The organism is Sediminibacillus massiliensis, from assembly GCF_900156915.1.
In the GTDB taxonomy this organism is placed as follows: domain Bacteria; phylum Bacillota; class Bacilli; order Bacillales; family Amphibacillaceae; genus Sediminibacillus_A; species Sediminibacillus_A massiliensis.
Genome location: NZ_LT732535.1, coordinates 2,410,123 through 2,436,435 on the forward strand (window position 1 = coordinate 2,410,123; position 26,313 = coordinate 2,436,435).

Genomic DNA, 26,313 nt, shown 5'->3' on the forward strand with positions numbered 1-26,313 from the left:
CTCCCATTCTGATCATATACGAAAAAAGCCTGGAATTCATCCAGGCTCCTCTGTTTCCATTATAATGCTTGTGCTGCTGTAATAAGAGCCAGTTTATACACGTCGTCTGCATCACAGCCGCGGGATAAGTCGTTCACCGGCTGATTCAAGCCTTGCAAAATCGGACCGACAGCGTCAAAGTTTCCAAGGCGCTGAGCGATTTTATATCCAATGTTACCTGCTTCAAGGCCTGGGAAAACAAATACGTTCGCATCGCCCTTCAACTCGGAATCGGGTGCTTTTTTGGCGGCTACGGATGGGACGAATGCGGCATCGAATTGAAATTCTCCATCCAGTACCAAGTCAGGGTTTTGTTCTTTGGCGATTTCTACTGCTTTAGATACTTTTTCCGTCTCATCGGATTTTGCAGAGCCTTTAGTGGAGAAACTCAACATGGCAATGCGCGGGTCTACATCAAAAAGCTTTGCTGTTTCAGCACTTGCCTGGGCAATCTCTGCCAAGTCCTGGCTGTCCGGGGCAATATTAATGGCACAGTCTGCAAAAATATACTTCTCTTCATCTCTTACCATGATGAAAACGCCGGAAGTCTTCTTGACGCCTGGCTTTGTTTTGATGATTTGTAAAGCGGGACGAACCGTATCAGCAGTTGAATGGGCAGCTCCACTGACAAGGCCATCTGCTTTATTCATATAAACAAGCATCGTTCCGAAGTAATTTTCATCAAGAAGCATTTGGCGGGCTTGTTCTTCCGTGTTCTTGCCTTTGCGGCGCTCAACAAAGCTGGAGACCATTTCATCGAACTGCTCATAATTATTCGGGTCAATTATTTCAGATGTAGAAATATCGACACCAACCTCGTTGGCTTTCTGTACTAATTCTGATTCATTGCCCACTAATACAGGAGTCACAATGCCTTCAGCTCCAAGCTGACTAGCAGCAGTTAGAATTCTCTCGTCTAACCCTTCAGGGAAAACGATTTTTTTGTTTTCCGCTTTCACTTTCGCTTTTATGTTTGTAAATAAATCACTCATATTTAACCCTCCAACAATCATTCTGTTATATATAATACGCTTTTTTGTGTATGAATGAAAGACTTCTGTTCATTCTTCTATAATTTGTTTTGAAGCTGATGGGATTTTTGTCCAAATGTTGACAAATCCATCCGTACGAAGGTACAAAAAAGACCCTTTATCACCTGGAGGGCTTCTCCGGCAAGGGGTTGTTTATGATTGTACTTTCCTTTCACTCCAGTTTGTATCTCATGATTATCTTTCCCTAATTATGTTATATTAAAAACATAATCTACCTTGAAGGAGTGAGGATACTATGCCAGAAGCAGTTGAAACGATGGACGGCTGGTATTGTTTACACGATTTGCGCACAATAGATTGGGCTGCATGGAAACTTGCTTCCAGCGAAGAACGCCAGGCAGCTATACACGAATTCCAACAGATGCTCGGTAAATGGGAGCAAGTCGAGAAAGACCGGAATGGCAGCCATGCTTTTTATTCCGTTCTTGGGCATAAAGCTGATTTCATTTTGATGATTTTACGGCCAACCCCTGAAGAACTGCAGCAAATCGAAGCTGAGTTTAATAAATCGAAACTAGCGGAGTACACAGTCCCTGCATATTCATATGTATCAATAGTAGAACTTTCCAAATACATGCCAAGCAAGGATGGCGAAGATCCGGAACAAAAGCCGGAAGTACAAGCCCGCTTAAAGCCGACACTTCCAAAATGGAATCACATTTGCTTCTATCCAATGGACAAGCGTCGCCAAGGGGATGATAATTGGTACATGCTTCCTTTCGACAGCCGCGCCCAGCTAATGTATGAACACAGTAAAACAGGAAGAAAGTATGCGGGTAGAATCCGTCAAATCATCACTGGTTCGATGGGACTTGATGATTGGGAATGGAGCGTTACGTTATTTGCCCACGACATGCTTGATATTAAGAAGCTTGTCTATGAAATGCGTTTCGATGAAGTCAGCGCCCGCTATGGTGAGTTCGGAGCTTTCTACGTTGGAAACAGACTGACAACAGAACAAGTACCATCTTTCCTGCAAATATAAAGACCAAAGCAGAATAAACTGCATCCTTCCATAGGGTGCAGTTTTTTTATTTTCCAAGTTGAGATGCAAGAATTTATCATAGGCGGTTGTACGGGTGCATACCTATAGCTATTAGAGAGTGTGCGTAAGAAGCATGGCTTCTCTTTAAGAACTGGATGGAAGGAAGCTGGCATAAGGGCGTTAAGTTTTTTCCAGCCGTAGAGCCCGGCTAGTCCTTGTTTCGGCTGGAGACCATATGAAGGGAGAGAGTGTTTACATGAGCAATGAAAATAAACAAGGTAATGAAGGAATACAACAGAACAGCGGCTATACTGTTCCTGGTTATGGGTATGCACAATATCCGCCTTATTATTACCAGCAAGCACAGCCTGCGCTTTATCAGGGTTACCGGCAAATGCCCGGTCAAATGGCACAACAGGCACAACAACAACAGCAAACCCCGGCTCAGCAGGCGAACGTATCCGACATACCTGGTATGCTGCCGACGGAAAGATCTTATATTGAGAATATCCTCCGTCTGAATAGAGGTAAAGAAGCGACCTTTTACATGACTTTTGAGAACAATGAACGATGGAATGCGATGGTCTTCCATGGAATCATTGAAGCTGCCGGGAGAGATCACATCATTATCAGTGATCCTGAAACAGGTCGCAGGTACCTTCTATTGATGGTTTACTTGGATTATGTCACCTTTGACGAAGAATTGAATTACACATATCCCTACAATAGCGGCGGTGGCAATCAACTAGTCAATTACCCACCAAGATAACATTCCCTATGCATAAATAAATGAACGATTATGTTACTGCCCTTATTTTTACCGTAAAAAACCCTTGCACACTGACTATGCAAGGGTTTCTTCTTCTATTGAAAGCTGAATTGCTTTAAGGAGGATAATATATGAACCACCCTTATAACAAATTCATTCACCTTCAATTATTCATGATGGTTCTTACTGTGGTTGTCGGCATTCTGGCTATCATAAATGGGCTCGTCTCACTCATTGTCATTGCCTTCTATTTCCTGTCCCTGAGCTTCCTGTTCGAGGGAATTGCGGAAAGAAAAAAAGGGAACACCTTGCAATTTGCCCAGCAGCTGACAAGGAGTCTTGTCATCGTTATCTTTATCAGTTACCTGTACTTCATACTAACTTGATAACGGCATAACCAAGAATGACCCATCCAATCAGAAACATTAATCCGCCAAGGGGTGTAATCATGGCGAATGTTTTGATTCCGGTTGGAGCATATATATAAAGACTACCGGAGAAAAGTATAATCCCGATCAGGAAAAACCATCCAGCTGCAGTCAGGCTGGCTGCTTGGAACCTTCCGATCAATATACCGACAACTAACAAAGCCATCGTATGGAACATTTGATAGCTGACTGCTTTCTCCCATGTTTTTAATGCCTTCTCGGAAATTTTCCCTTCAAGACCATGGGCACCGAATGCACCGAGTGCCACGGCAATGAAACCATTCACAACACCTAATAGCAAAAATAATTTCATGGATCCTGTTCACCTCATTTAAAAATCAAATAAAGAATCGCCGTTTGCTTCTTCATGATCTGTGTTGACTGATTGTTGGCCCGTTCTTTGAACATTGGATGGTTTGTTTAAGGACGTCTCTAAATTCCCCATCATTGCCTGCAGCTCCTGCTGCTCAGCAGTGCCGGAACCTTTATCTTCGTCAAGGATCAAGTCGCATAGCAGGCGAACGGCACGGACATGTTCCCTTACAGCATTTGTTTGTCCTTCCTTCGCCATCGCTTCTTTCAATTCCTTTTGCATTTTATTCAATACGGATTGATTGGAAATCGCCATAAGCGCTCCCTCCTTTTTCTTGGGAGTCATTTGCAACTAGTATAACACGCCAGGATAGATTAGTTTAAACAAACGGTTGTTTAAAACAACCCTAAAGCTTGAAGAAAAATAATCACGATTAGGATTGGTGCAATGTAACGGACCAGTCCATACCATACACTTCCCAAGCCTGTCCCTGACAAATCAGCAGCCTCCAGTGCCGTTCTTTTGGTGAAATGCCAGCCAACGAACAAGGCCATCGTCATTCCCCCTAATGGAAGAAAGATGTTTGATGCAATATAATCCATGGAGTCCATGATATTGTTTTCGCCTATTGGCGTAACGCCTGCAAGCACTCCCATCCCGAGTGAGGCGCCTATACCAAGGATAAATATGATCAATCCACTCACCATAGCGGCTTTTCTTCTTGTCCAGCTTGCAGCTCGCATTAAATAGGATACCGGCACTTCGAGCAATGAAACAGATGACGATATGGCCGCAAGTGACAATGAGAGGAAAAACAATATACCGACATATCCGCCAAACGGCATCTGGTTAAAAATGCTAGGCAGTGTAATAAAAACAAGGACAGGCCCAGAGTCTGGTTCGATACTGAAGGCAAACACTGCAGGGAAGATAACAACACCGGAAATGATGGCAAACAATGTATCCATTATCCCTATGCCGAAAGTGGCGCCCGGGAGCTTATGACTGGAGGACAGATAACTTCCATATGTCATCATTGCGCCGACTCCCAGGCTGAGTGAGAAGAAGGCCTGCCCTAAAGCGGAAATGTACACAGTTGGATCGGACAGCACGCTCCAATCAGGCTGAAATAAAAATCTCATCCCCTCAGCAGCTCCATCTAACGACAAGCTGAACCCCGCGAGAATAATCAATAAGATTGCCAACAACGGCATAAATATCTTATTGGCTAATTCGATTCCTTTCTTAACACCGGAAAGGACAATCAATATGGTAACCACCATGAATAGTCCATGCCATATCAGCGGTTGGGTCAACGTCGTAGTAAAACTTTCAAATGCAGGTCCATAGCCTTCCTGAGGTTCATTGAAGAAAAAACCATTTAGATAATTCCAGAAATAATAAAAAGACCATCCCGCAACAACACTATAGAAACCCAATATCAGCAGGGAGGCCCCTATCCCAAAAAAGCCAGCCAGGTACCAAGGCTTACCAGGCGCCAGTTTTTCATAGGAACCAACGACATCACTTTGTGCTTTTCTTCCTATACTCACTTCGACAAGCAGCAAAGGTATCCCGATAACGAGAACACTGATCAGGTATAAAATCAAAAATGCGCCACCGCCATTTTCACCTGCTACATAAGAGAAGCGCCAGATATTGCCCAGTCCTACAGCCGAACCCATTGCTGCCAGCATGAATCCTAATTTAGACGCCCAACTCTCTCTTGCCATATTCATACATAAACTCCTTTTCAATCTTTTTTGGTATTTTAAAGATATCCATCTCATATACCTGTTTTAAGTTCTTTGAAATCACATACTTTCCTATAGTAATAAACTTTCAATGTTGAAACAACAGTTGTCTTACGTTTATTTTTTGAAAATTATATCCAATCGATCTGTCTGTCCTGTATTTCAAATCGTTTGCCGGGCATTTCTGTGCCAGCGTTGGGGTAATAGCAAAACAGGAGGTGCATTATGGATAGCTGGTTCGGGGTATCATCAGAATCTGTGTTCACGCCATTTTCTGCCAGCCATCTCCTCATGCTGGCGATATATCTCCTTGGCGTGGCACTTATTATGCAGTATTCCGGAAAGATTGCAAGAAACGCGACATTACATGCTGTCATTCATTGGACATTGTTTACTTTATTGGTATTATCGGAACTGTCTTATCAATACTGGGCCGTTTACCATGGTATATGGAGTTTCAACAGCCATGCTCCGTTACATCTATGTGGAATTGCCTCCCTGATGGCAATCATCTCCCTCCTTGTCCCTAATGAACGGATTGTAGCATTTACGTATTTCATCGGTTTTCTGCCGGCATTTCTGGCGCTTATTACTCCTGATCTTCCCTATGGACCTGAACATTTCCGTTTTTGGAAGTTCTTTGTCCATCATATCGCGATATCTTGGACAAGCCTCTTTCTAGTGATAGGGAACAAGAAGGATATTTCTTTTAAATCAATGATCGACTCTTACCTTTACCTGATAGTATATGCATTAATTGTCGGACTATTTGTCAATCCTCTATCGGACTCTAACTATCTTTATTTGTCTGGCAGGTCTAATGCTTATACACTGCTCCATTTATTCGGGGAGGGCATCTGGTATTATATCAATCTAGGGCTAACAGCTTTGCTATCTTTCCTTCTTTTATACTTTCTGGCCAAGACATGGAGAAGTTCATGATTATTTTGCCCATAAAAAAACCATGGGAACAATCTCCCCATGGTTTATCTATGATGTTTATATTGTCAATTTATACTGTGGTTGGTCTTCCTTGTAACGCTCATACATCCATTGTAAGAATTCCAGTTCTTCCTCATAGAGATTTCTTTTCAGCTTTTTCTCTACGTCGTTTCTGAAAGCAATATAATCGGTCATTTTAGTGCTTCCTCCCATCCTGGAATTTAGATGCCTTTTCAAGGATTGTTATATTACAGTTATTGTACTTTCAAACCTCCTTTTTGTCACGCTATTATTTCAAGTTTTCCGAAAATAAATAATATTACCTATGGTTTTTCCTATCAGTATTTCTGCCAGATGACTTTGATTATAGTAGATAAGGCATATAAACCAGGAGCACAATAAAAATCCAGATTAAATCTACAAAATGCCAGTAGTAATGAAAAATCTTCTGTTTCTCTTCAAATAACGCATATGGAATCTTCCTGGCCGAGTGAAAGAACAAAGCAGCCATCCATAACAGACCAAAACAAACATGGGAAGCATGGAGGCCAACCAGAATGTAAAAGGCAGACATAAAGTTATTGGCAGTCAATCCATATCCTTCATGAACAAAAGTGTAAAATTCATATATCTCCATACATAAGAATAACAGTCCAAGCAGAAAGGTCAGTCCAAGTCCAAGCCAAATCTGTTTAAAATTTGCTGATTTCAATCCTTTTTCTGCAATCAGAAGCGTCCCACTGCTTGAAAGTAAGAACACGGATGAGACAATGACTGTCCGAAGTTCAAAGACTTCGGAAGGGTCCGGACCATCAGGAGAAGGAGTAAATACAAAGTAGGTCGCGAACAGCACGGCGAACATAACCGCCTCCACTATTAAATACAGGAAAAACCCCTGCCTTTTGTCTTCAAATAAAATCCCGCTGTTCTTATTCATCTGCTTTCTCCTCCTCTCGATATAAAGCTCCCCGTTCGTCTTTCCATGTACGCAGGAAGAACATGCCGAGCAGAAGCATTCCATTTATAATAGCAAGCCACCACCACTCATAGATAAAAGAAACACCAAGGACAAATAAAATACCTGAAATCACAGCTGGCTGGAGAGTGTGTACGGAGACAGGTGCGGGCCTTGCGTTTTTGTCTATTTGGAGCTGCTTCTTATCTTGTTTGGAATACCAGAAAGCATCGCGCCTTTCGACAATCGGCATTTCTTCAAAAGGATGTTCAGGAGATGGCGAAGAAACAAACCATTCCAGTGACCTTCCTTCCCAAGGATCTGCCGGCGCCTTTGCCCCCGATCGATGTGTTTTATAAATATTCCATGCAAAAAACAATACACCTATCCCCATCATAAAGGCGCCGATCGTACTGATTAAGTTGTAAATGAACAGCCCGTCTTCCCATTTATAGGTATACACCCGGCGCGGCATTCCTTCCAATCCAGTAATATGCATGATGAAGAATGTCAGATGAAAGCCGACGACAAACAGCCAAAAATGCCATTTTCCGAGCCTGTTATCTAACAGTTTACCTGTAATCTTCGGATACCAGTAGTATATGCCGGCAAAAATGCCTAAAATCGTCGATCCAATGATAGTGTAATGAAAGTGTGCAACCACAAAGTGGGTATCATGGAATTGCATATCTGCTGCTGCGACAGATAACATGACCCCTGTCACTCCGCCCATCACAAATGTCGGGATAAAGGCAATCGCAAACAACATCGGTGTTTCAAAACGAATAACACCGTTACGCATCGTAAACAGCCAGTTAAATACCTTGATGCCAGTAGGTACGGCAATGATCATCGTCGTAATCGCAAAGAACGTGTTTGCCATTGGACCAAGCCCTACCGTAAACATATGATGCGCCCACACCATGAATCCGAAAAATCCAATTAACGCCAGCGATACAATCATAATTGTATAACCAAACACTTTCTTCCTTGAAAAAGTCGAGATAACATCCGAAAAAATACCAAATGCCGGCAATGCGAGAATATATACCTCCGGATGCCCGAAAATCCAGAACAGATGTTGCCAATAAACCGGCGAGCCGACATCGCCTGAAAAGAAGGACGTATCGAATAACCGGTCAAACATAAGCAGGAACAGGGCAATCGTCAGTACAGGAAATGCGACCAGAATCAAAAAAGAGGTGATCAAAGACGCCCAAGGAAATAAAGGCATCCTGGTCATCTTCATTCCCGGTGCACGATGCCTTAGAATCGTCACTATCATATTAATAGCTGTAAATGTGGTACCAAGTCCTGATATTTGAAGAGCAAACACATAATAATCATTGCCGGTTGCCTGTGTGTAAGTATCAGTCGACAGAGGAGCATAGGCTGTCCAGCCCGCATTCGGAGAACTGTCCAGAAAGAAAGCCATATTGAAAAGCATTCCCCCTGAAAAAAACAACCAGAAACTCACTGAGTTAAGGAAAGGGAATGCCAAATCCCGCGCCCCTATCTGCAACGGTACCGCTATGTTCATCAGTCCTATCAAGAGTGGCATTGCCACTAAGAAAATCATCATCGTCCCATGGGTGGAAAATACCTCATTATATTTTTCGCCTTGAAATACCCAAAAGTTGTTTTCAGGGACAGCAAGCTGGGTTCTCATAATCAAAGCATCTGTACCAGCCCGTAAAAAAAACAACACTCCGAAAAGTAAATACATCGTTCCGACCTTCCGATGGTTGGTCGTCCGCATGTATTCCCATATAAGCGGCCATTTCTTGTATTTTGTAATCAAAAACAAAATGACGGGACCCAGAATTATCGCCAAAACCCAGGCAGCAATCACATCTCCCGGCATATAGAGAACCCTATCAAGAAAATTGAAAGTCATCAGCCTACACCCTTTAACCAGAAATTAATTTATTTACTCTTTTTCCAGCCATGCCTGATATGCTTCTGCTGATACGATATTGGCATCAAAACGCATATTCGCATGGTCAAGTCCACAAAATTCTGCGCATTTTCCGATAAAGCTGCCCTTCTCATCTGGTGTCACTTCAAAAAGAATTTCTTTTCCAGGGATGACATCCTGTTTACCTCCCAACTCGGGGATCCAGAAAGAATGAATGACGTCATTGGAATTCAAATGAAAAACAACCGTTTCACCGACAGGGAGGACAACATTATCTGCCTGTTTGCCATTGGCATATTCGAAGGTCCAATTCCAACGTTCACCGGTGACTTGTACATGAATGGCTCCTTCTGTATCCGTCGTAGTTGTAGGGGATAAGTCATAGGTGATTGCCACCGTAGGAATTGCCAGGATGGTCAGTAAAACAACAGGTATCAATGTCCAGGCTGTTTCCAACCGTTTATTTCCGTTAATCTCTTCCGGCAGATCATCCTTGTTTTTTGCTGTCTGGCGGTATTTCCACACAAACCGAATCATTAACGCAAAAACAATCACCATGACAACAACCATGATTGCAAAACTGAAATATATAAGGAATGCCTGATCCCGTGCTGTGCCGCTATGAGGATCCAGAGTTCTAATCCCACAGCCGGATAACATCAGCAAAGTAAACATCAACCAGAGTTTCTTCACCACTACATCCGCCCTTTTTCTTCTATTAAATATGTATTCCCTTTTATTTATCCAAACCAGCAGTCTATCAAACTTTTTCCTGGTAAATTGATAGAAAAGGCACTTTTCCTTTAACTTGGATTACGATTTACTTATAGAAGAGCTTTGTTTATAATGAGGCTATATTATAGAGAAGGGTTGGGGAATATGGAGACACAGGATACATACCGTTTTTTTCACAGAGAGATAGAAGAAAACAGCCAGCAAATTACTGAAACGATCTTGCGCCAACTGCAAACGGCTTACTCTGCTGAAATTTATTCCGCTGAACGGTTATCTGTAACAGCCGAACACATTGAACAAATGATCGCCACTACAGCCGCCATCCTTGGAGAGAATGACCAAAGCTATCGAGAGAGAGCGGTCGATATCGGATACTCAATGGGAAAAAATTTACTTACTCAAAGCAACAATCTGTCTGACAGCCTTGCTAAGTTTTCTATTTTTAAAGAAGCGGTATGGATGTTCATAGATGATAGAGCCAGTGACAGCAGGTACACTTCAGGAGAAGTTACTTCTGTCATGATGGAAATCGACCATGTTTTCAACTACTTCATCAATGGTGCGAGCATTGCCTATAAAGAAGAAGAAGACCGAAAACTAAGTGACTATGAAAATAGGTATTTAAAAATTTCCTCCCCTATAGTCCCGATCATGGATGAAGCCGCTATCCTGCCACTTGTAGGAGAAATGGATGAAAAGCGGGCAGAAATCGTGTTAGGAGAAACCGCCCAAACCGCAAGCACAATGGGAATTGACTGGCTGGTGATCGATTTATCAGGTTTGTTCAAAGTAGATGACCTGTTTGTCAGTTATTTGTATAAATTATTCGATACATTAAGTTTACTGGGCATTTCCGTCATCGTTACCGGAATGAGACCCGACTTGAGCATACGTTCCAATGAACTCGGGCTTACGAAAAAGAATAACGTCCTGACAAAGTCTCACCTGAAACAAGCAGTCGAAATGCTGTATAAGCGAAAAAACAAACGACAAAATTGATGTTAAAACGAATAGTCCCTTGTCTACAAGAGACTTGGGACTTTGCCGTCTACATTTCCCAATCAGGTCTCTGGTTATCTTCAGATTTCTGGTACTCTTCCAATCTTCTGATTCTGGCTTCCAATTCTTTAAATTCTTTTTTAGACACAAGCCCAACATCATCAATAATTTTATCCCATTGTTCATTTTGCTGTCTGCTCCATTGAGATGCTTTTGTTTCTCCTTTGGAAATGAATTCACGGAACATCTCCCTTGCTTGCTGAGGCGTCAATTGATCGTTTTCCACTAAATCATTTAACATTTTTTCCATTTTCTCTTTTCCGCTGATAGCTGCTCCTAAACCCAACAGGAAACCTTTTTTCAACATATCACTCATTACCAAAACCTCCTGTTATATTTTAATGACCGAATCATTTTAAAGTGTTTTCTTACCAGGACCAAGAGAATCAACAAAAACACACCGGCCACGATTGCACCTGCCTGGAAAAACAAATCCCCTTCCCGGTAATAACCGACTGCAGATACGGCAGTACCAGACAATACAAGGAAAAAGCTTAAACCCGCATAAAATAAGTAGAAATGATGCATGAATTTATATCTTTGTTTATTTTTCGCCCATTCTCTGTCTTTCTCTCCATCATTCAACCATTCAACTATTTCCCTGGGCAATGAAAGCAGAGGCCTTGCAGATTCCTTGAATACTTCCGTATAAATAGAGCCTTTACCGTTTTCGCCGGATGCCCACTTTTTGACTATTGGGCGGCCCCATTCCTCCAAGTCGATTTCCGGATAAATGGTGGTCAATACACCGAGCAAGATGGATGCTGCACGTCCCAGAAAGGCGTAATCTGCCGGAAGCTGAATCGGTTGCTCCTTCACAAAAAGCTGGATATCCTCCATCATTTGCTCCATCGCTTCTGCCCGCATCCTGCTTGAATCATCCTTGTATAAACTGAACGTCTTCCTTAAAACTTTGGCTAGTTTTTCAGTATCGGCGTTCTCCAGAATGAAATCCATCTCGATCAATGAACGGATCACCCGTCCATAGTCATCAAGAATGATACCTTGAACTATGTTTCGTAAATGTTTGGTATCCTCTTTTTTCACTTCTCCAGCCATTCCGAAATCAATGATGGCCAATGATCCGTCTTGTCGCAACAATATATTGCCGATATGCGGATCTGCATGGAACAAACCCGGATTAATGAACTGATCTGCGTATAGATCAAACAAGGTCTTGGCTACATGCTTTCGCTCGATTTGATTTGTGTGCATGAATGCCAGGTCATCCACTTTTCTGCCATCGATCCACTCCATTACCAGCACCCTTGAAGTGCATAAATGATCATAGTAATTCGGGACATAAACATCTTCATACTCGGCGAATCTTTCTTTGAAATACTTGGCGTATCTCAATTCCTGGGTAAAATCGAGTTCTCTGCTCATCACCGCCACGATTTCTTTGTACAATTCTTTCAAATCAGCTTTTTCTCCAAATGATGTAAACCGGGACAGCATCCAGAAAACGAGGCGAAGTGCACGGAAATCTTTGTGGAAAACTTCTTGGACTCGATGCCTTTGTACTTTTACAGCTACGGGTGTACCATCGTGCAGGAAAGCTTTATAAACTTCCCCGATAGAAGCGGATGCGATTGATTCTTCATCCAATTCACTTACCCACTCATTCAAGCCTTCTCCCCATTCCTCTTCAAGTATTTTCTGTGAATAATGAAAAGGGATGGGTTTCACCCTGTCGGTCAAACCTTCTAACTGTTTGATAAAGGCAGCCGGAAGCAAGTCGCCTCGGGTGCTTAGAAACTGACCGAATTTTATCAACAGCCCGCCCAGTTTTACTGCAGTCCGTCTGTATTCCCTTGCCTGCTTGATCAGCAGTCCTTCCCATTTCTGCTTTGTGGCTCTGTCCCATACACGATGTGTTAAATGGAACCAATATAGTTGCACAAGGAATTTTCCTGTCATGAACACAATTGCATACATGCGATATATAGGATTATACTTCAACCATTTCACCACCTGTTCCCGCCATCCGTTCATCATTGCTATATTAACGAATACCCATAAACATTCACCTGAAAACTAATCTCTAATTATATGAATCTTCTTTACATCAATGAAGGATATATGTCGGGATTATTCCTCAAATAACCCCTTTCCGAACGTTAAAAGAAATCGAATAATGATTTTTTATGGATTTAACTAGTCATTTAGACCTATGAAGATGCTGTTTTGTGTAGCTTCCTGTCACTAAGTACCTACAAAAAGACCATTTAAATTTTCAAAAAGACGTATATATAATTGTGTCTACAGGGCGCCCCACCCAATAAATCGCTTCCATTCCACTTTTCAAAGCGGAAGCAGCAACACTGAACCAAAAAAAATTATTTTGGAGGTTGATCTATTTGAAAAAAAGATTAAAGGCAATTTTGTCCAGCAGTGTGCTATCGCTTTCCTTACTTGTCCCTTTTTTTTCCCACCATGCCGAAGCAGAGGAAACAAAGAATGCGAATACAGATCGTAATAATGGTTTGAAACTGGCCGCCGAACAGAACTTGGAAACACCTGTGACGGAATTTCCAGCCAAGCAGGAAAAGCTGAGGGAGACAGTTGAACAAGGGGGGCTTCCCGGAAAAGACAGGGCTGCAGAGTCCGAGCAGATTACCGGTAACAAACCGAAAAATAAATCAATCTCCAAAGCCGTTTCACTGGAAAGTATGTTTGAAAAAATGTCGGTCAATGGAACCATCGGGACAAGCCCAGGGTTCATGGAGAGAATACCGTCTGAACATTTAGCGGCGGAAGGCTACTTGGATACAAGTTAATATGCTTTGTTTGTTAAATATCTCTTTTTGGCACTCTGCACGTGTGGAAAAGCTAATAGTTTTGTTTCTTCCCAGTCATTTACATAAAGTTCCCAAAGGCTTTCACCTCTAATGCTTGGTGGAATTATTAAATTAATCTGCGTCTATCAATGATTTACGGTCATCCGTCTACGAGAATACCTATATTCGTAACACTTCCAACTCTAGTATTTTTCCCTTAAGAAGCTATTACTTTTTATCGAATAAAATAAAAAATAATAGTACATTAGACTTAGTTAATTAGTATGAAATCGATGGTAATTCCCGCCAATTTGATTCCTTATCACTATTTAAAAAATTCTGATAAATCTACTATAATTAGTTTACATAGGGCGCGCCTATCCGAATCTCTGGCAATTGCACGCAAACAAAAATATATGGAGGTACGATTATTTGAAGAAAAAACTAACAGCGATAGTAACGAGCAGTGTATTAACGTTCTCTCTCCTAGTTCCTGCTTTCTCCTATAAGGCGGAAGCTGCGGATAAAGAGAACTGGAATATTGAGCGTTATGGCGATGAATTGGACATATCTGCAGAGCTAAATGAAAAATCTCAAGATGAAGAGTTTCAAAAAGAAGCCAAGCAGAAAATTAAAGAATCCGCAAAAAATATCCATTTAGATGAGGAGGAAGCTTCTGCTTCTGAGAGTGCTGACAGCCATTTTACATATGACGGGGGCACAAAAGTATTTTTAGATAGAAATCTAGCATTTAAAGAGTTCACCCTTCGCAGTGTGGGTGAAAATGTAGAGATATGGGTCGCCAACGACTTAAGCTTCCCAGAAGGAGATCCGAGACCGGCACATGTTGTCACCCAAGAACAAGTCGATAAACTTACAGAGGAATTCGATTCAAATATTTATCCAAAAACAACCGCCTTTTTCGGAAATCCGGATAAATTAGATGGAAGCAGTTCCCCTCTTCCTGAAATGGTCGGACTTCCTGAAGGATATTACGAAGGAAGCGACAAGGTGATCATGCTTGTTGATAACGTAGAAGATGACAACTACCATGATCCTGATTATCCATTCTTTGTTGCAGGTTTTTTCTGGCAGACACTGGAAAACTATATTGACCGCAATATCGTGACGATTGATACAAACAATTGGGAAGAGCGCTTGGAAAGCACTTTCTTCTCCACTACAATGCATGAACTACAACATTTAATCCATGCGGACAATGATGGAGATGAAACGACATGGCTCAATGAAGGGATGTCCACCTTTTCCGAGTACCTGGGCGGCTATGGACATGATGCCGGGTCTATCAATTTCCTACTTGATCACCCTGAAAACTCCCTTGTTAATTGGGATGAACATGTCGGAGCCGAAACCGGCCCGGAAACTATTGCCGATTACGGTCTTGTCTACTTGTTCACTTTATATAACTACGAACAATTCGGACAGGAATTTATCCGTGAAGTAGCAACAAGCCCGCTTAACGGAATTGAAAGTTATAATGCTGCTTATAAAGAATTCGGTTTTAAAGAAGATTTCCAAAGTGTATTTGAAAAGTTTGTAACCGCCCTATTGATTGATGAAAAACAAAATATCAAAGGCAAAAAAGGTATTTATGGTTTTGAAACGATTGATTTGCGTGAACTTCCTGTTGAAGATGGTAAAGAACGAGGAATGACTGTCAACTTTGAAAAAGCGCAGGAATACGAAAAAGATGGTGTTCCGGCTTGGGGAGCTGACTATAAAATACTCGATTTCGATTCTAAAATCGAAAGTATTTCTTTTGAAGGAATTAACTTCAAGGGTGTTCCTTGGGAAACTGTCACAGACCCATTGGATTCAGACAATGAAGTGTACTGGGGCGGCGAGGGAGATGAAGCAGATCATAACCTTATCTTCAAAGCTGACCTAAGTGAAGTATCAGAAGCTACACTCCAGTTTGATAATTACGTCGATATCGAAGAGCAATGGGATTTCGGAGCAGTCCAAGTTACAACCGATGGCCAAGAATGGACAAGCCTTTCTAACGAAAACACAAGATCAGACGTAGTGGAGGAAGGCCATCCTAAAATCAAGGAAAATGTACCTGGCTTTACCGGTCACTATGATGACTGGCAGCAGGAAACGTTTGATCTTACAGACTATGCGGGCCAAGAAGTATATATTTCTTTCCGCTATCTAACAGACTGGGGCCACAATGATGCAGGGTGGTTTGTTGATAACATTGAAGTTCCCGAAATCGGTCTAAGCTATGACGGAACCTCTCTTGACGGATTCCAATCCAAACAAGAGCTGCTTGAACAGTATGTTAACTATTCCGTAACTTTTGTAAACGAAGATAAACACGGAAAGTACAAGGTGGAACATATTGATCCATTTAACATGACCCAGACGGATGAACTGAAATTAAAGAACCTGTTTAAAAAAGGCACGAACTACATGACCACTTGGTATGCAGCCCCTTCAGGTGATAACAGTCCGGTCCCATTTGAGTATAATGTAGAATTGAAAGAAAAGGGCAAAGAAAAAAACAAGGACAAAGGTAAAAAAGGGAAAGGGAACAAGAATAAATAAACCAACAATATAACAGCTGCAGATACTGAATCTGCAGCTGTTTTTTTTGCTGTTTACAAGAACAATGATTCAGGAGTTTCCTTACTGGACATTGCTTGCATCACTTAATTTTTTCGGTTTAGCCGGATCATTTGGCGAACAGTCTTCGAAAGGTTTTACTGGTTTTAAATCGATCACCAAGTCCTTTTCCGGCTGTAGAATGTATTTTTCTTTGTTCACACAAATATTGATTTCCGGACCATCCAATAAATGGAGGACGAGACGATTTCCGCTTTCCCTCTCCACTTTGATCGGCTGATGATTATATTGAATATGGAAAGCATAGCGGTCCCATTGCTCTGGAAGCTGCGGAGACAAATGGAGTCCGTCTTCCTTGATTCTCAAACCAGCAAAGCCGAATACAATCGCCATCCAGGTACCGCCCATATTGGCCATATGCAGGCCGTCTTTTGTATTGCCTTTTGTGTTATCCAAATCGAGCCTTGCAGTCTCGCTAAAATACTCGTAGGCCTTTTCTATATCACCCAATTTAGCAGCCATGATACTAAATACGCAAGATGACAAGGAAGAATCATGTGTGGTGATTTTTTCATAATAATCGAATGAGTTAACGATTGTGCTGAATTCCTGTTCATCCTCTAATAAGAAGTGGGCAAGCACTGTATCGGCCTGTTTACATACTTGATAGCGGTACAATGTCAGAGGATGGTAATTAAGCAGCAACGGCTTATTTTCTGCCAGAGTATTCTCTAGATCCCATCGTTCCTTGTTCAAGAAGGTATCGTCCTGAGGGTTGATATCCAACTCTGGATCATAAGGCAAGTGCATACTTGCTGCAGCCCTTTTCCACTCTTCTACTTCCTCTTCTTCCACTCCGATCCGTTCGAACAGATGGTCCGCGAGCCGTTCGTCCCATTGTGGAAGTAAATCAAACAATTTAACTGCCCACTCTAAATTATGCTTAGCCATAACATTGGTGTAATAATTGTTGTTGACAAGGCAAGTGTACTCATCCGGCCCTGTTACTTCGTCAATGGAGAAACTACCGTCCTTTCGGAAATGGCCGACATCCATCCAAAGTCTTGCAGTCTCTATCACCAACTCGCCGCCATAATCGATCATAAATTGTTCGTCATGGGTTGCATGGTAATATTGAATATAGCTGTAAGCAATATCTGCACTGATGTGGTATTGGGCAGAGCCGGATGGGAAATAAGAGGAGCACTCTGCTCCGGTTATCGTCCGCCACGGAAATAGGGCTCCCTGGGTATGGCCGAGTGTTTTTGCCCATTCTTTTGCCTGTTCTAAGATAGAGTATCGATAAATCAACAATTGCTTGGCCAATTCGGGATTTGTCATTAAAAATACGGGAAACATGTATATTTCGGTATCCCAAAAATAATGTCCCTCATATCCTTCTCCCGACAATCCTTTAGCAGAAATATTGCTGTACTTATCTCTCCCGGCCGACTGCAGGAGATGGAACAAGTTGAACCTGATCCCCTCCTGGAGCTGTTCCTCGCCGCCTATTTCCACATCGCTTCGTGCCCAGAAAAGATTCAGATAGTCTGCCTGAGATTTTATCAGCGTTTCGTAGTCCACATCCAGAAGACGGTAGTAGATACTTTTGGCCCGTTCATGGATTTCTTCGCCATGTCTCAACGTGTCTACATAGATATTCTGCTTAATAAATTCCACTGGATCTGTTTTCTTATTATCGAATGTATAAGAGAAAAAGATTTTTTGACCGTCTTCGTTTATCTCCGGATTGATGTCCTCATTTCCAGGCAGATAATGACTGGTATGGCAGCCCATCTGCAGTTCCGATGTTTCAGTCTCGCTCAGCAAGAATCCCGTGTGCTTATGCACATCGCATTCTTTTACGTGGAGGGATTTTGAATGACCCGCGCCGACTCTTGGGTCTGATAAACTGATGTAATTGGATATATCGCCATCCATCGTGGACACCACAGTCACTTTATCAGAAAAGTTAACTGGATCGATTTTAACTTTGATGATAAAAAGTTCTCTGTGAATAAAAGAAACCATCCGTTCGAACGTCAGTTTCACTTCTTTGCCACTTGGAGACCGCCAATGGATGTAACGCTCCGCATACCCTTTATCCATATGCAATGTCCGCTTATAGTCGAGGATTTCCCCTTCGGTGATGGCGAACTTTTCTTTGTCATCACCGATATAGATATCGATCGTCTGGGTATCGATGACGTTCAACATTTTTTGCTGGGTGCTCGGAAACCCATATAATTTTTCCCCATAGGAAATATTGATTGTATCATGGAAAGCGTTAATATATGTCCCTCTTATCGATTCATATGATGGTCCGTAACCCTCTTCAAAGCTTCCTCTTACCCCTAGGTAACCATTTCCCAAGAAGAAGAGGCTTTCTTCATTTAAAAGGTCTATATCTCTTAATGAATGGCTTTCTATCTTCCAAGTCATTTGAATATACTCCTTTGCAATAGGTTTTCGGTTTGCCGATGATGTGTCTATGTATAACTTACCCTTTCCTTCCGGTTTCGGTCAAATGGTAATCATAGTCCACCTAATACTCCATACCACTACATCTGCCAGCTAAACCATTTGAGCCATTTTTCCCAGTCGTAGAGAAAATGGTTACGAACGGAAGAATCCGGGATATAACATATATAAATACACTTTTACATTAGAGAGAAACTGCGAACTAGTGAAAATTACTTTTGTGACGTTCTCTCTCATTCTGATGTTCATTGAGTGTTGGTACTCGCTGCGGCAGAACACTTCGCTTTCCATGGGCACGGCCTCAGCCTCCTCATCAGCAAAGAACACTTCTTGCGGGGTCTTCGGACACGTGGGACTGCGATTACTCGCCCCATCGAAGACCTTTCGCTGTTCCCATAGGATAAGGAAAGCTTCGACAGCAAGACATCGCACGAAGAAAATCGTTTTTCATTTTCGAGGAGTCTGCGTGTTCTGCCTTCGCTGGTAGAAGTTCTATGAATTTTGGTTGATAGTATCTCATGTTAGACATATTTTAGGACCACTTCTTACTTAATCAGAAATTCTATCCAAGCGGAGGAAAAATGCGACACTCCTTGAAAATAAAGTTCGATTTTCTGCGTGCGGTGTAAATGCATGGATGTCTTTTCAAAGTCCTGGGGGAAGAACAGCTTCCGAAGACCCCGCAGTGAGTGCACTTTGCTCACGAGGACAAGTAAGGCTTCGACAGCGAATCATCGCACGCAGAAAATGGCTTTGTATTTTCAAGGAGGCTGAGGTGCTGCCCCCGGAAAGGGAGTATTTTTATGGATTTTGCGCAAGAGCAATTTTGTTGGATGGATTTTTTGTTCGATTATTATAGGAGAATATAAAAGTGAAGGATGATTTTAATGAGACAGATTATCGGTGACCGACTAAGCCTGGTTGGAGATGAATCCGGGATTGAAGAAATACGGCAGGTTTCGGGGGGAGATATCAACCAGGCCTTTTATGTGCAGACAAAGGAACAGGAATATTTCATAAAAGGCAACAAGAACGTCCCTTCCCACTTTTTCAGAGTAGAAGCAAAGGGGTTGGCTTACATAAGAGATACTCACACAGTCAAGGTACCCAAAGTGTTCTATTATGATGAACCTGCTTCCGGCGAGGACGGAGTGCTTATTATGGATTGGATAACAGGCACAAAAACAAGCCAGACAACGAAACAATTAGGAGAAGAACTCGCCCATATGCATCAAAACAAACATTCTGACCATGGTTTTGAAGAAAACACCTTTGTCGGCACTTTGGGACAGCCCAATGGATTTTATAAAAGCTGGCCTGACTATTACAGACAAAGAAGACTAGAACCGCAAATCAAGTGTGCCCTTGATCGGGGATTAATGCCTCCTGAGAGAAGAAAGAAAACCGATAAATTACTGGATCGGCTTGGGAATGGCAATCTCCTCCCTGACCCTTCCCCTTCCCTTCTGCACGGAGACTTGTGGGGAGGTAACTGGATAGCAGGACCTGCAGGAGATCCATATCTTATCGATCCCTCTGTCCTTTTTGGCGACCCTTGTTTTGACATGGCACTCACGGAGTTATTCGGTGGATTTCCTGCCGACTTTTATCAAGCATACAAAAGCGTATTACCTTTCCCTGATTACTATGAAGAAATTAAACCTTTATACCAGCTCTTTTATTTGTTCGTCCACTTGAATATGTTCGGAGAAACTTATGGCAGCTCTGTCGACAGGGTATTGGGTAAATTTACTTGNCTTCGCTGGTAGAAGTTCTATGAATTTTGGTTGATAGTATCTCATGTTAGACATATTTTAGGACCACTTCTTACTTAATCAGAAATTCTATCCAAGCGGAGGAAAAATGCGACACTCCTTGAAAATAAAGTTCGATTTTCTGCGTGCGGTGTAAATGCATGGATGTCTTTTCAAAGTCCTGGGGGAAGAACAGCTTCCGAAGACCCCGCAGTGAGTGCACTTTGCTCACGAGGACAAGTAAGGCTTCGACAGCGAATCATCGCACGCAGAAAATGGCTTTGTATTTTCAAGGAGGCTGAGGTGCTGCCCCCGGAAAGGGAGTATTTTTATGGATTTTGCGCAAGAGCAATTTTGTTGGATGGATTTTTTGTTCGATTATTATAGGAGAATATAAAAGTGAAGGATGATTTTAATGAGACAGATTATCGGTGACCGACTAAGCCTGGTTGGAGATGAATCCGGGATTGAAGAAATACGGCAGGTTTCGGGGGGAGATATCAACCAGGCCTTTTATGTGCAGACAAAGGAACAGGAATATTTCATAAAAGGCAACAAGAACGTCCCTTCCCACTTTTTCAGAGTAGAAGCAAAGGGGTTGGCTTACATAAGAGATACTCACACAGTCAAGGTACCCAAAGTGTTCTATTATGATGAACCTGCTTCCGGCGAGGACGGAGTGCTTATTATGGATTGGATAACAGGCACAAAAACAAGCCAGACAACGAAACAATTAGGAGAAGAACTCGCCCATATGCATCAAAACAAACATTCTGACCATGGTTTTGAAGAAAACACCTTTGTCGGCACTTTGGGACAGCCCAATGGATTTTATAAAAGCTGGCCTGACTATTACAGACAAAGAAGACTAGAACCGCAAATCAAGTGTGCCCTTGATCGGGGATTAATGCCTCCTGAGAGAAGAAAGAAAACCGATAAATTACTGGATCGGCTTGGGAATGGCAATCTCCTCCCTGACCCTTCCCCTTCCCTTCTGCACGGAGACTTGTGGGGAGGTAACTGGATAGCAGGACCTGCAGGAGATCCATATCTTATCGATCCCTCTGTCCTTTTTGGCGACCCTTGTTTTGACATGGCACTCACGGAGTTATTCGGTGGATTTCCTGCCGACTTTTATCAAGCATACAAAAGCGTATTACCTTTCCCTGATTACTATGAAGAAATTAAACCTTTATACCAGCTCTTTTATTTGTTCGTCCACTTGAATATGTTCGGAGAAACTTATGGCAGCTCTGTCGACAGGGTATTGGGTAAATTTACTTGATTAAAATCGTGGGAAATGCTTGGCTATTTACCAATTATGAATTAAAATGATAAATGCTGCATTTTTATGCCCGATTAGACAACCATGTATATATACACTCAGTGGTTACTCGATGTAGGAGGAAATTATGAATAACAATCGCTTTACCATATTGGATCATTTGAAATTTATCGTCCCCTCTCTTATCGGCATCTTTTTATTTATGACGCCCATGAAGAGTGAAGAGGACGGCATCACCATCCCGATTGCCATTTTATCGAACTGGCTCCAGGAAAAACTGTCAGGCCAGCTTTCTGCTATTATGATGATCATCATCGCAATTACCGCAATCGCGAGTCTTGCTGCCAAGTTGGCCGGGAGAGAATCCTTAAAACGTTTCCCATTCTTTCAACAATTATTGCAAGTAAGTTGGTTCTGGGTCATTACAAGACTTTTGGCGATGGTTTTTGCCATAATGGTATTCTTTGAACTCGGCCATGAAGCCATTTATTCACCAGATACAGGCGGTTTTATATTAGGCGATCTACTGCATGTCCTTTTCAGTGTATTCTTGTTTGCAGGCCTGTTTCTGCCTTTATTGCTAAACTATGGATTGTTGGAACTATTCGGTACGATTCTGTCCAAAATCATGCGGCCGCTGTTTAAACTTCCAGGCAGGTCTTCGATAGATTCACTTGCCTCTTGGCTAGGCGACGGCACCATCGGCGTGTTGCTAACAAGTAAGCAATACGAAGAGGGTTACTATACCAAGCGGGAAGCGGCTGTAATAGGTACCACTTTTTCGATTGTCTCGATCACCTTTACGTTGGTCGTTGTCTCCGAAGTCAATTTGATGCATATGTTTATTCCATTTTATGGTACTGTCCTGTTGTCTGGCTTTATCGCTGCATTGATTATGCCGCGAATACCTCCATTATCACGCAAGGCCGATACGTATGTCGATAATAGTGGGGGTGTAAAAGACGAAGAGATTCCAGAAGGATACAACATATTCACCTGGGGTTATCAAAGTGCTGTATCACGCGGAAAACAAGAGACAAGTGTCCTTAAATTTTTCAAACAAGGTACGCAAAACACACTGGATATGTGGATGGGGGTAGCACCGGTTGTTATGGCCTTTGGGTTGATTGCTCTTATCCTGGCTGAATACACACCGGTATTCCAATGGCTCGGTGTCCCATTCATTCCGTTGCTGGAACTAATGCAAGTCCCTTATGCCCAAGAAGCTTCCCAAACTATTTTAGTAGGCTTTGCTGATATGTTCCTGCCGGCTATCATTGGAAGCTCGATAGAAAGTGAACTGACCCGCTTTGTGATTGCTGCACTTTCTGTCACCCAGTTGGTCTACATGTCAGAAGTCGGCGGTTTGTTGCTTGGCTCAAAAGTGCCCGTCAATTTCAAGGACTTAGTGATCATTTTCCTTGAGAGGACTTTAATTACTTTGCCAATCATTGTATTGATTGCCCACATCATTTTTTAATAGCAATTAAAAAGGATTCCAGATTGGAATCCTTTTTATAATTCTCGGAATGACGCATCGAGTACACCATTCAATTTTTTCGTTTCTAGGGAAGTATTGATCGGAAGTGATGGATCTGTTTCCTCTGGAGGCTGTTCTTTGACCATCCCTGGATCCAGGCTCAATTCCTGCGCTCTTTTTCGATAGAACGAATGGTAACTCGCATGTTGATCAGGTCCCATGTGAAATATCCCGGATAAGTCTTGAGGTACCAACTCAACAACCGCTTTGGCAATATCCTGTACATGAGCGAAGCTTCTAATCAACAAGTCGGATTTAAATACATTTTCTCCTGCACTCAGAGACTCTTCTAGTTTACTCGAGCGTTCGTCATTGATACCGAGGAGGTTCTCTCCATATAACGGACCCATTCTCAGAATCAGGTAGTTCCCTATTTCTTTTTGGATGATTTTTTCAGCTTTGATTTTGCCATTGACGTAGACGGACCTTGGATTGTCCTCTGAAAGCTGTTTTGGCTGGTCTTCTTCTGAGTAAGGACCTTCTCCTGCCGAAAACACAAAATCGCTTGATAAATAAATTAATTTCGTTTCAGGAGATAAATGGGTGATTAAATGAGTCAATCCTTCATTCACCAGTACATCCTCTTCTTCTGTGTTCATCAACGACCAGATCACCACGTCTGGTTCATGGTTCTTATAGTAAGTGGAAAAAGCTTCAGGCTGGTTAATATCTAACTCCTCTAAATCTTCCAGGCCATGGACCGGCTCTTGATAATAGGTTCCAGAAACATGGAAATTTCCCTTTTCCTTAAGGATTTTATAAATGGCAGAGCCTAGATAACCGTCAGCACCGAACACACAGATTTTCATGCTATCAGCTCCCTTTATATTTTAGAAAACTACCGCAGTCCCTTATCCTTCCTGGAAAAAATCGCCTTTTTCAGAATAGATGTCTTACCCTCTATAAATGGCTGCCATAAACCGAGCATTACTTTGCTCGCAAGCAGTGTCACAATACCTAATGAAATGGCCGCATAACCAATGATGTCGATAGGATGATTATAAAATAACCAATCCTGCTGGCGAATGAATTGAATAATGAAGCCATGCAACAGGTAAATATACAAGGTGCGCTGGCCTAAGCTGGTCAATAATCCTTCTCTCTTAGGAATCCATGCCAGGATACTAATCGACATAAGCACTGCTGCAAAATATACCGACATTCTTGCCAGGCTTCCCATGACAGGCATACCAAGTGTTTCGTACGATTTAGAACCCAGCAGCCAGCCGGTAGAGAATTCAGGATACACCGCGATGATGGTAGCTGCAGCTGCCATTATCAGGATGGAAGCTATTTTCACTGCCTTTGATTTCACCAGGAATAATTGATCTTTGGTCACCCAGTAACCCATCAAGAAGTATGGGAAAAATACAAACGTCCTTGATAAGCTGAATGTCTGGCCGATTGGTTCAAAATACCCTACTACCAATCCTAAACCTATTGCCGTTCCAATTCCCAGAGCAGGAGGCATCTTCTTGAATAGAGCAAGCAATAGGTGCCAGCTGAATAAACTGAACAAAAACCACAAAGACCAGTGAGGTGTAAACGGTCCGTTCATCCAGCTACTCTTACCAATCAAAAAATAGTAAGCCGTATAAACAACTTGAAAAACCATATATGGATAAAGCAACTTTTTGGCAAGCTTGGCAATATAGTCTTTACTGCCCGATCCTTTGGCAAAAAAGCCGGCAAGGAAGATAAAAGCAGGCATATGGAATAGATAAACCCAATGATATAAGGTGTTCATTGTCTGCGAATCATTCACTACAGGTTGAATCAAGTGTCCGAAAACCACTAAAAATATCAGAAAGAATTTCGCATTATCAAAAAATGATTCTCTTTGCATATTCCTCAATCCTTTGTGTTTAGAATTCAAAAGAGTACTTACTACTCTATACCCGATCTTCTACAACTTTTCGTCGATTTAAGCATACTTAAAGAGGTTGTTAACAAAATGTCATCAAATGAAATTCTTTTGTCATTAAAAAACGCCGCTGTACCGTGAAGGTAAAGTGACGTTTTCTGCATTTATGCATTTTTCTTCATTTTCTTCTTTTTCGGTGCTGGTTTCTTAGGATCTGTCGTCTTCTTCTTGGCTGCCGGTTTTTCCGGCTTGTCTTTTTTAGCTCTGTTCAAGGAAGCTTCGAGCGCATCCATCAAATTGGTGACATTGTCCGGTGCAGGCTTGTCTTTCGCCGTAGCTGTTTGATCCGTGTTTTTCTTTTCTTCGATTAAATCAAGCAGTGCTGTCCGGTATTCGTCTTTATACTTTTCCGGGTCGAACTCTGTTGTCAGCTGTTCAATCAGCATTTTGGCTGTATCGAGTTCTTTTTTTGCAGTTTCTGCTTCCTCTGGGACATTGGGGACTTCTTTGACATCTCGTACTTCATCAGGATAGTGGATTGTCTCAACAACAAGAGTGTTCTCATACACTCTAATTGCCGCAAGCTGTTCTTTGGAGCGGATGATCATCTTTGCTACTCCGATTTTCCCCGTATCTTTCAACGCACTGCGTAGCAGGGTGTATGCTTTACTTCCCCCTTCATTAGGGGATAGATAGTAACTTTTTTCAAAGTAAATGGGGTCAATTTCCTCTAGCTGAACAAAATCGACAATCTCAACGGACTTATCTGTCTGCTCCTCTTGCAATTCCTCAAGCTCTTCATCACTTAGCACGACAAATTTATTTTTTGCATATTCGAAAGCTTTAACGATTTCTTCACTCTCGATTTCCTTGTCACAGACAGGGCATACTTTTTGATACTTAATTGGGGACTGGCATTCTTTATGGAGCTGTCGCAGTTTTACATCCTTATTTTCAGTGGCGGCATGGAGTTTTACCGGGATATTGACAAGTCCAAAGCTTATGGTCCCTTTCCACATTGTATGCATCGTAATCGAACCTCCTTTTTGATTAGTTTGCCGGGATGACAGT

The 26,313-nt window shown here is 42.1% G+C and carries 24 protein-coding genes; 10 read left to right on the plus strand and 14 right to left on the minus strand.

Features of this window, described 5'->3' with window-relative positions; all coding sequences use genetic code 11:
• Nucleotides 1-59 precede the first annotated feature (59 nt).
• Nucleotides 60-1,031 carry a phosphate acetyltransferase gene (gene pta, locus CZ434_RS12780; RefSeq protein ID WP_077623500.1) on the minus strand — a complete coding sequence of 324 codons (972 nt, stop codon included), beginning with the start codon at nt 1,029-1,031 and terminating at the stop codon, nt 60-62.
• Nucleotides 1,032-1,326: 295 nt separating this feature from the next.
• On the opposite strand from pta, the gene hemQ reads away from it, so the two are divergent.
• From hemQ to CZ434_RS12795, 3 genes are all read left to right on the plus strand, one after another.
• The gene (gene hemQ / locus CZ434_RS12785) at nt 1,327-2,076 is read left to right on the plus strand and encodes a hydrogen peroxide-dependent heme synthase (protein ID WP_077623501.1); all 750 of its coding nucleotides are present in this window, start codon (nt 1,327-1,329) and stop codon (nt 2,074-2,076) included.
• Between the two features lie 256 nt (nt 2,077-2,332).
• A complete protein-coding gene (gene gerQ, locus CZ434_RS12790) occupies nt 2,333-2,845 on the plus strand; it encodes a spore coat protein GerQ (RefSeq protein ID WP_077623502.1) in 513 nt (170 codons plus the stop codon).
• 131 nt (nt 2,846-2,976) lie between these two features.
• Nucleotides 2,977-3,231: a hypothetical protein gene (locus tag CZ434_RS12795; RefSeq protein WP_077623503.1), complete on the plus strand. Its 255-nt coding sequence runs from the start codon at nt 2,977-2,979 to the stop codon at nt 3,229-3,231.
• On the opposite strand, the gene CZ434_RS12800 is transcribed toward CZ434_RS12795, so the two are convergent.
• The 3 genes from CZ434_RS12800 to CZ434_RS12810 form a co-directional block, all read right to left on the minus strand.
• Nucleotides 3,218-3,586 carry a DUF423 domain-containing protein gene (locus tag CZ434_RS12800; protein ID WP_077623504.1) on the minus strand — a complete coding sequence of 123 codons (369 nt, stop codon included), beginning with the start codon at nt 3,584-3,586 and terminating at the stop codon, nt 3,218-3,220. The two genes, CZ434_RS12795 and CZ434_RS12800, sit on opposite strands and share 14 nt — an antisense overlap.
• Nucleotides 3,587-3,604: 18 nt before the next feature.
• Nucleotides 3,605-3,901, minus strand: coding sequence for a YwdI family protein (locus CZ434_RS12805; RefSeq protein ID WP_077623505.1), 297 nt, complete (start codon nt 3,899-3,901; stop codon nt 3,605-3,607).
• An 80-nt stretch (nt 3,902-3,981) separates the two neighbouring features.
• Nucleotides 3,982-5,319, minus strand: coding sequence for a sodium-dependent transporter (locus tag CZ434_RS12810; RefSeq protein ID WP_077625183.1), 1,338 nt, complete (start codon nt 5,317-5,319; stop codon nt 3,982-3,984).
• A 246-nt stretch (nt 5,320-5,565) separates the two neighbouring features.
• Between CZ434_RS12810 and CZ434_RS12815 the strand changes: the two genes are divergently transcribed.
• Nucleotides 5,566-6,282: a YwaF family protein gene (locus tag CZ434_RS12815; protein WP_077623506.1), complete on the plus strand. Its 717-nt coding sequence runs from the start codon at nt 5,566-5,568 to the stop codon at nt 6,280-6,282.
• A gap of 57 nt (nt 6,283-6,339) precedes the next feature.
• On the opposite strand, the gene CZ434_RS22185 is transcribed toward CZ434_RS12815, so the two are convergent.
• From CZ434_RS22185 to coxB, 4 genes are all read right to left on the minus strand, one after another.
• Entirely contained in the window at nt 6,340-6,477 is a 138-nt protein-coding gene (locus CZ434_RS22185) for a hypothetical protein (RefSeq protein ID WP_179107263.1), read from the minus strand.
• A 169-nt stretch (nt 6,478-6,646) separates the two neighbouring features.
• Nucleotides 6,647-7,219 carry a cytochrome c oxidase subunit 3 gene (locus CZ434_RS12820; protein ID WP_077623507.1) on the minus strand — a complete coding sequence of 191 codons (573 nt, stop codon included), beginning with the start codon at nt 7,217-7,219 and terminating at the stop codon, nt 6,647-6,649.
• Complete coding sequence (locus tag CZ434_RS12825; RefSeq protein WP_077623508.1) at nt 7,212-9,134, minus strand: cytochrome c oxidase subunit I; 1,923 nt, start codon at nt 9,132-9,134, stop codon at nt 7,212-7,214. Before CZ434_RS12825 ends, CZ434_RS12820 begins: the two co-directional genes overlap by 8 nt.
• Nucleotides 9,135-9,167: 33 nt before the next feature.
• Nucleotides 9,168-9,848, minus strand: a complete 681-nt coding sequence (gene coxB, locus CZ434_RS12830; RefSeq protein ID WP_077623509.1) for a cytochrome c oxidase subunit II — start codon at nt 9,846-9,848, stop codon at nt 9,168-9,170.
• Between the two features lie 186 nt (nt 9,849-10,034).
• Here coxB and CZ434_RS12835 point away from each other — a divergent pair, with 186 nt between their 5' ends.
• Nucleotides 10,035-10,889: an STAS domain-containing protein gene (locus CZ434_RS12835; RefSeq protein ID WP_077623510.1), complete on the plus strand. Its 855-nt coding sequence runs from the start codon at nt 10,035-10,037 to the stop codon at nt 10,887-10,889.
• A 49-nt stretch (nt 10,890-10,938) separates the two neighbouring features.
• Here the strand turns inward: CZ434_RS12835 and CZ434_RS12840 are convergent, their stop codons facing one another.
• Together CZ434_RS12840 and CZ434_RS12845 are read right to left on the minus strand one after the other, a co-directional pair.
• Nucleotides 10,939-11,265, minus strand: coding sequence for a phasin family protein (locus CZ434_RS12840; protein WP_077623511.1), 327 nt, complete (start codon nt 11,263-11,265; stop codon nt 10,939-10,941).
• Entirely contained in the window at nt 11,265-12,920 is a 1,656-nt protein-coding gene (locus CZ434_RS12845; protein ID WP_245831071.1) for an ABC1 kinase family protein, read from the minus strand. Before CZ434_RS12845 ends, CZ434_RS12840 begins: the two co-directional genes overlap by 1 nt.
• Nucleotides 12,921-13,309: 389 nt before the next feature.
• Between CZ434_RS12845 and CZ434_RS12850 the strand changes: the two genes are divergently transcribed.
• Both CZ434_RS12850 and CZ434_RS12855 read left to right on the plus strand, forming a co-directional pair.
• Entirely contained in the window at nt 13,310-13,729 is a 420-nt protein-coding gene (locus CZ434_RS12850; protein ID WP_077623512.1) for a hypothetical protein, read from the plus strand.
• A 432-nt stretch (nt 13,730-14,161) separates the two neighbouring features.
• Complete coding sequence (locus CZ434_RS12855) at nt 14,162-16,300, plus strand: immune inhibitor A domain-containing protein (protein WP_077623513.1); 2,139 nt, start codon at nt 14,162-14,164, stop codon at nt 16,298-16,300.
• 81 nt (nt 16,301-16,381) lie between these two features.
• Here CZ434_RS12855 and CZ434_RS12860 read toward each other — a convergent pair whose 3' ends face one another.
• A complete protein-coding gene (locus CZ434_RS12860) occupies nt 16,382-18,760 on the minus strand; it encodes a glycoside hydrolase family 65 protein (RefSeq protein ID WP_077623514.1) in 2,379 nt (792 codons plus the stop codon).
• A gap of 926 nt (nt 18,761-19,686) precedes the next feature.
• On the opposite strand from CZ434_RS12860, the gene CZ434_RS12865 reads away from it, so the two are divergent.
• The 3 genes from CZ434_RS12865 (at nt 19,687) to CZ434_RS12875 (ending at nt 23,318) form a co-directional block, all read left to right on the plus strand.
• Complete coding sequence (locus tag CZ434_RS12865; protein WP_077623515.1) at nt 19,687-20,568, plus strand: fructosamine kinase family protein; 882 nt, start codon at nt 19,687-19,689, stop codon at nt 20,566-20,568.
• A gap of 400 nt (nt 20,569-20,968) precedes the next feature.
• Nucleotides 20,969-21,838 carry a fructosamine kinase family protein gene (locus tag CZ434_RS12870; protein ID WP_077623516.1) on the plus strand — a complete coding sequence of 290 codons (870 nt, stop codon included), beginning with the start codon at nt 20,969-20,971 and terminating at the stop codon, nt 21,836-21,838.
• 127 nt (nt 21,839-21,965) lie between these two features.
• On the plus strand, nt 21,966-23,318 hold the full coding sequence (locus tag CZ434_RS12875) for a YjiH family protein (protein ID WP_077623517.1): 1,353 nt from the start codon (nt 21,966-21,968) through the stop codon (nt 23,316-23,318).
• A gap of 35 nt (nt 23,319-23,353) precedes the next feature.
• Here CZ434_RS12875 and CZ434_RS12880 read toward each other — a convergent pair whose 3' ends face one another.
• The 3 genes from CZ434_RS12880 to ku form a co-directional block, all read right to left on the minus strand.
• The gene (locus CZ434_RS12880; protein WP_077623518.1) at nt 23,354-24,187 is read right to left on the minus strand and encodes a sugar nucleotide-binding protein; all 834 of its coding nucleotides are present in this window, start codon (nt 24,185-24,187) and stop codon (nt 23,354-23,356) included.
• Between the two features lie 29 nt (nt 24,188-24,216).
• Nucleotides 24,217-25,224, minus strand: coding sequence for an acyltransferase family protein (locus tag CZ434_RS12885; protein ID WP_077623519.1), 1,008 nt, complete (start codon nt 25,222-25,224; stop codon nt 24,217-24,219).
• A 182-nt stretch (nt 25,225-25,406) separates the two neighbouring features.
• Complete coding sequence (ku, locus tag CZ434_RS12890; RefSeq protein ID WP_077623520.1) at nt 25,407-26,270, minus strand: non-homologous end joining protein Ku; 864 nt, start codon at nt 26,268-26,270, stop codon at nt 25,407-25,409.
• Nucleotides 26,271-26,313 lie beyond the last annotated feature (43 nt).

Excerpts from the sequence above, each read along its gene's own strand:
- CZ434_RS12820 (WP_077623507.1), bottom strand. The coding sequence starts at position 7,219 with ATGAATAAGAACAGCGGGATTTTATTTGAAGACAAAAGGCAGGGGTTT.
- hemQ (WP_077623501.1), top strand. The coding sequence starts at position 1,327 with ATGCCAGAAGCAGTTGAAACGATGGACGGCTGGTATTGTTTACACGAT.
- ku (WP_077623520.1), bottom strand. The coding sequence starts at position 26,270 with ATGCATACAATGTGGAAAGGGACCATAAGCTTTGGACTTGTCAATATC.
- CZ434_RS12860 (WP_077623514.1), bottom strand. The coding sequence starts at position 18,760 with ATGACTTGGAAGATAGAAAGCCATTCATTAAGAGATATAGACCTTTTA.
- CZ434_RS12870 (WP_077623516.1), top strand. The coding sequence starts at position 20,969 with ATGAGACAGATTATCGGTGACCGACTAAGCCTGGTTGGAGATGAATCC.
- CZ434_RS12875 (WP_077623517.1), top strand. The coding sequence starts at position 21,966 with ATGAATAACAATCGCTTTACCATATTGGATCATTTGAAATTTATCGTC.
- CZ434_RS12885 (WP_077623519.1), bottom strand. The coding sequence starts at position 25,224 with ATGCAAAGAGAATCATTTTTTGATAATGCGAAATTCTTTCTGATATTT.
- CZ434_RS12815 (WP_077623506.1), top strand. The coding sequence starts at position 5,566 with ATGGATAGCTGGTTCGGGGTATCATCAGAATCTGTGTTCACGCCATTT.
- CZ434_RS12800 (WP_077623504.1), bottom strand. The coding sequence starts at position 3,586 with ATGAAATTATTTTTGCTATTAGGTGTTGTGAATGGTTTCATTGCCGTG.
- CZ434_RS12880 (WP_077623518.1), bottom strand. The coding sequence starts at position 24,187 with ATGAAAATCTGTGTGTTCGGTGCTGACGGTTATCTAGGCTCTGCCATT.
- CZ434_RS12795 (WP_077623503.1), top strand. The coding sequence starts at position 2,977 with ATGAACCACCCTTATAACAAATTCATTCACCTTCAATTATTCATGATG.
- CZ434_RS12825 (WP_077623508.1), bottom strand. The coding sequence starts at position 9,134 with ATGACTTTCAATTTTCTTGATAGGGTTCTCTATATGCCGGGAGATGTG.
- CZ434_RS12805 (WP_077623505.1), bottom strand. The coding sequence starts at position 3,901 with ATGGCGATTTCCAATCAATCCGTATTGAATAAAATGCAAAAGGAATTG.
- CZ434_RS12835 (WP_077623510.1), top strand. The coding sequence starts at position 10,035 with ATGGAGACACAGGATACATACCGTTTTTTTCACAGAGAGATAGAAGAA.
- CZ434_RS12810 (WP_077625183.1), bottom strand. The coding sequence starts at position 5,319 with ATGGCAAGAGAGAGTTGGGCGTCTAAATTAGGATTCATGCTGGCAGCA.
- gerQ (WP_077623502.1), top strand. The coding sequence starts at position 2,333 with ATGAGCAATGAAAATAAACAAGGTAATGAAGGAATACAACAGAACAGC.
- CZ434_RS12840 (WP_077623511.1), bottom strand. The coding sequence starts at position 11,265 with ATGAGTGATATGTTGAAAAAAGGTTTCCTGTTGGGTTTAGGAGCAGCT.
- CZ434_RS22185 (WP_179107263.1), bottom strand. The coding sequence starts at position 6,477 with ATGACCGATTATATTGCTTTCAGAAACGACGTAGAGAAAAAGCTGAAA.
- pta (WP_077623500.1), bottom strand. The coding sequence starts at position 1,031 with ATGAGTGATTTATTTACAAACATAAAAGCGAAAGTGAAAGCGGAAAAC.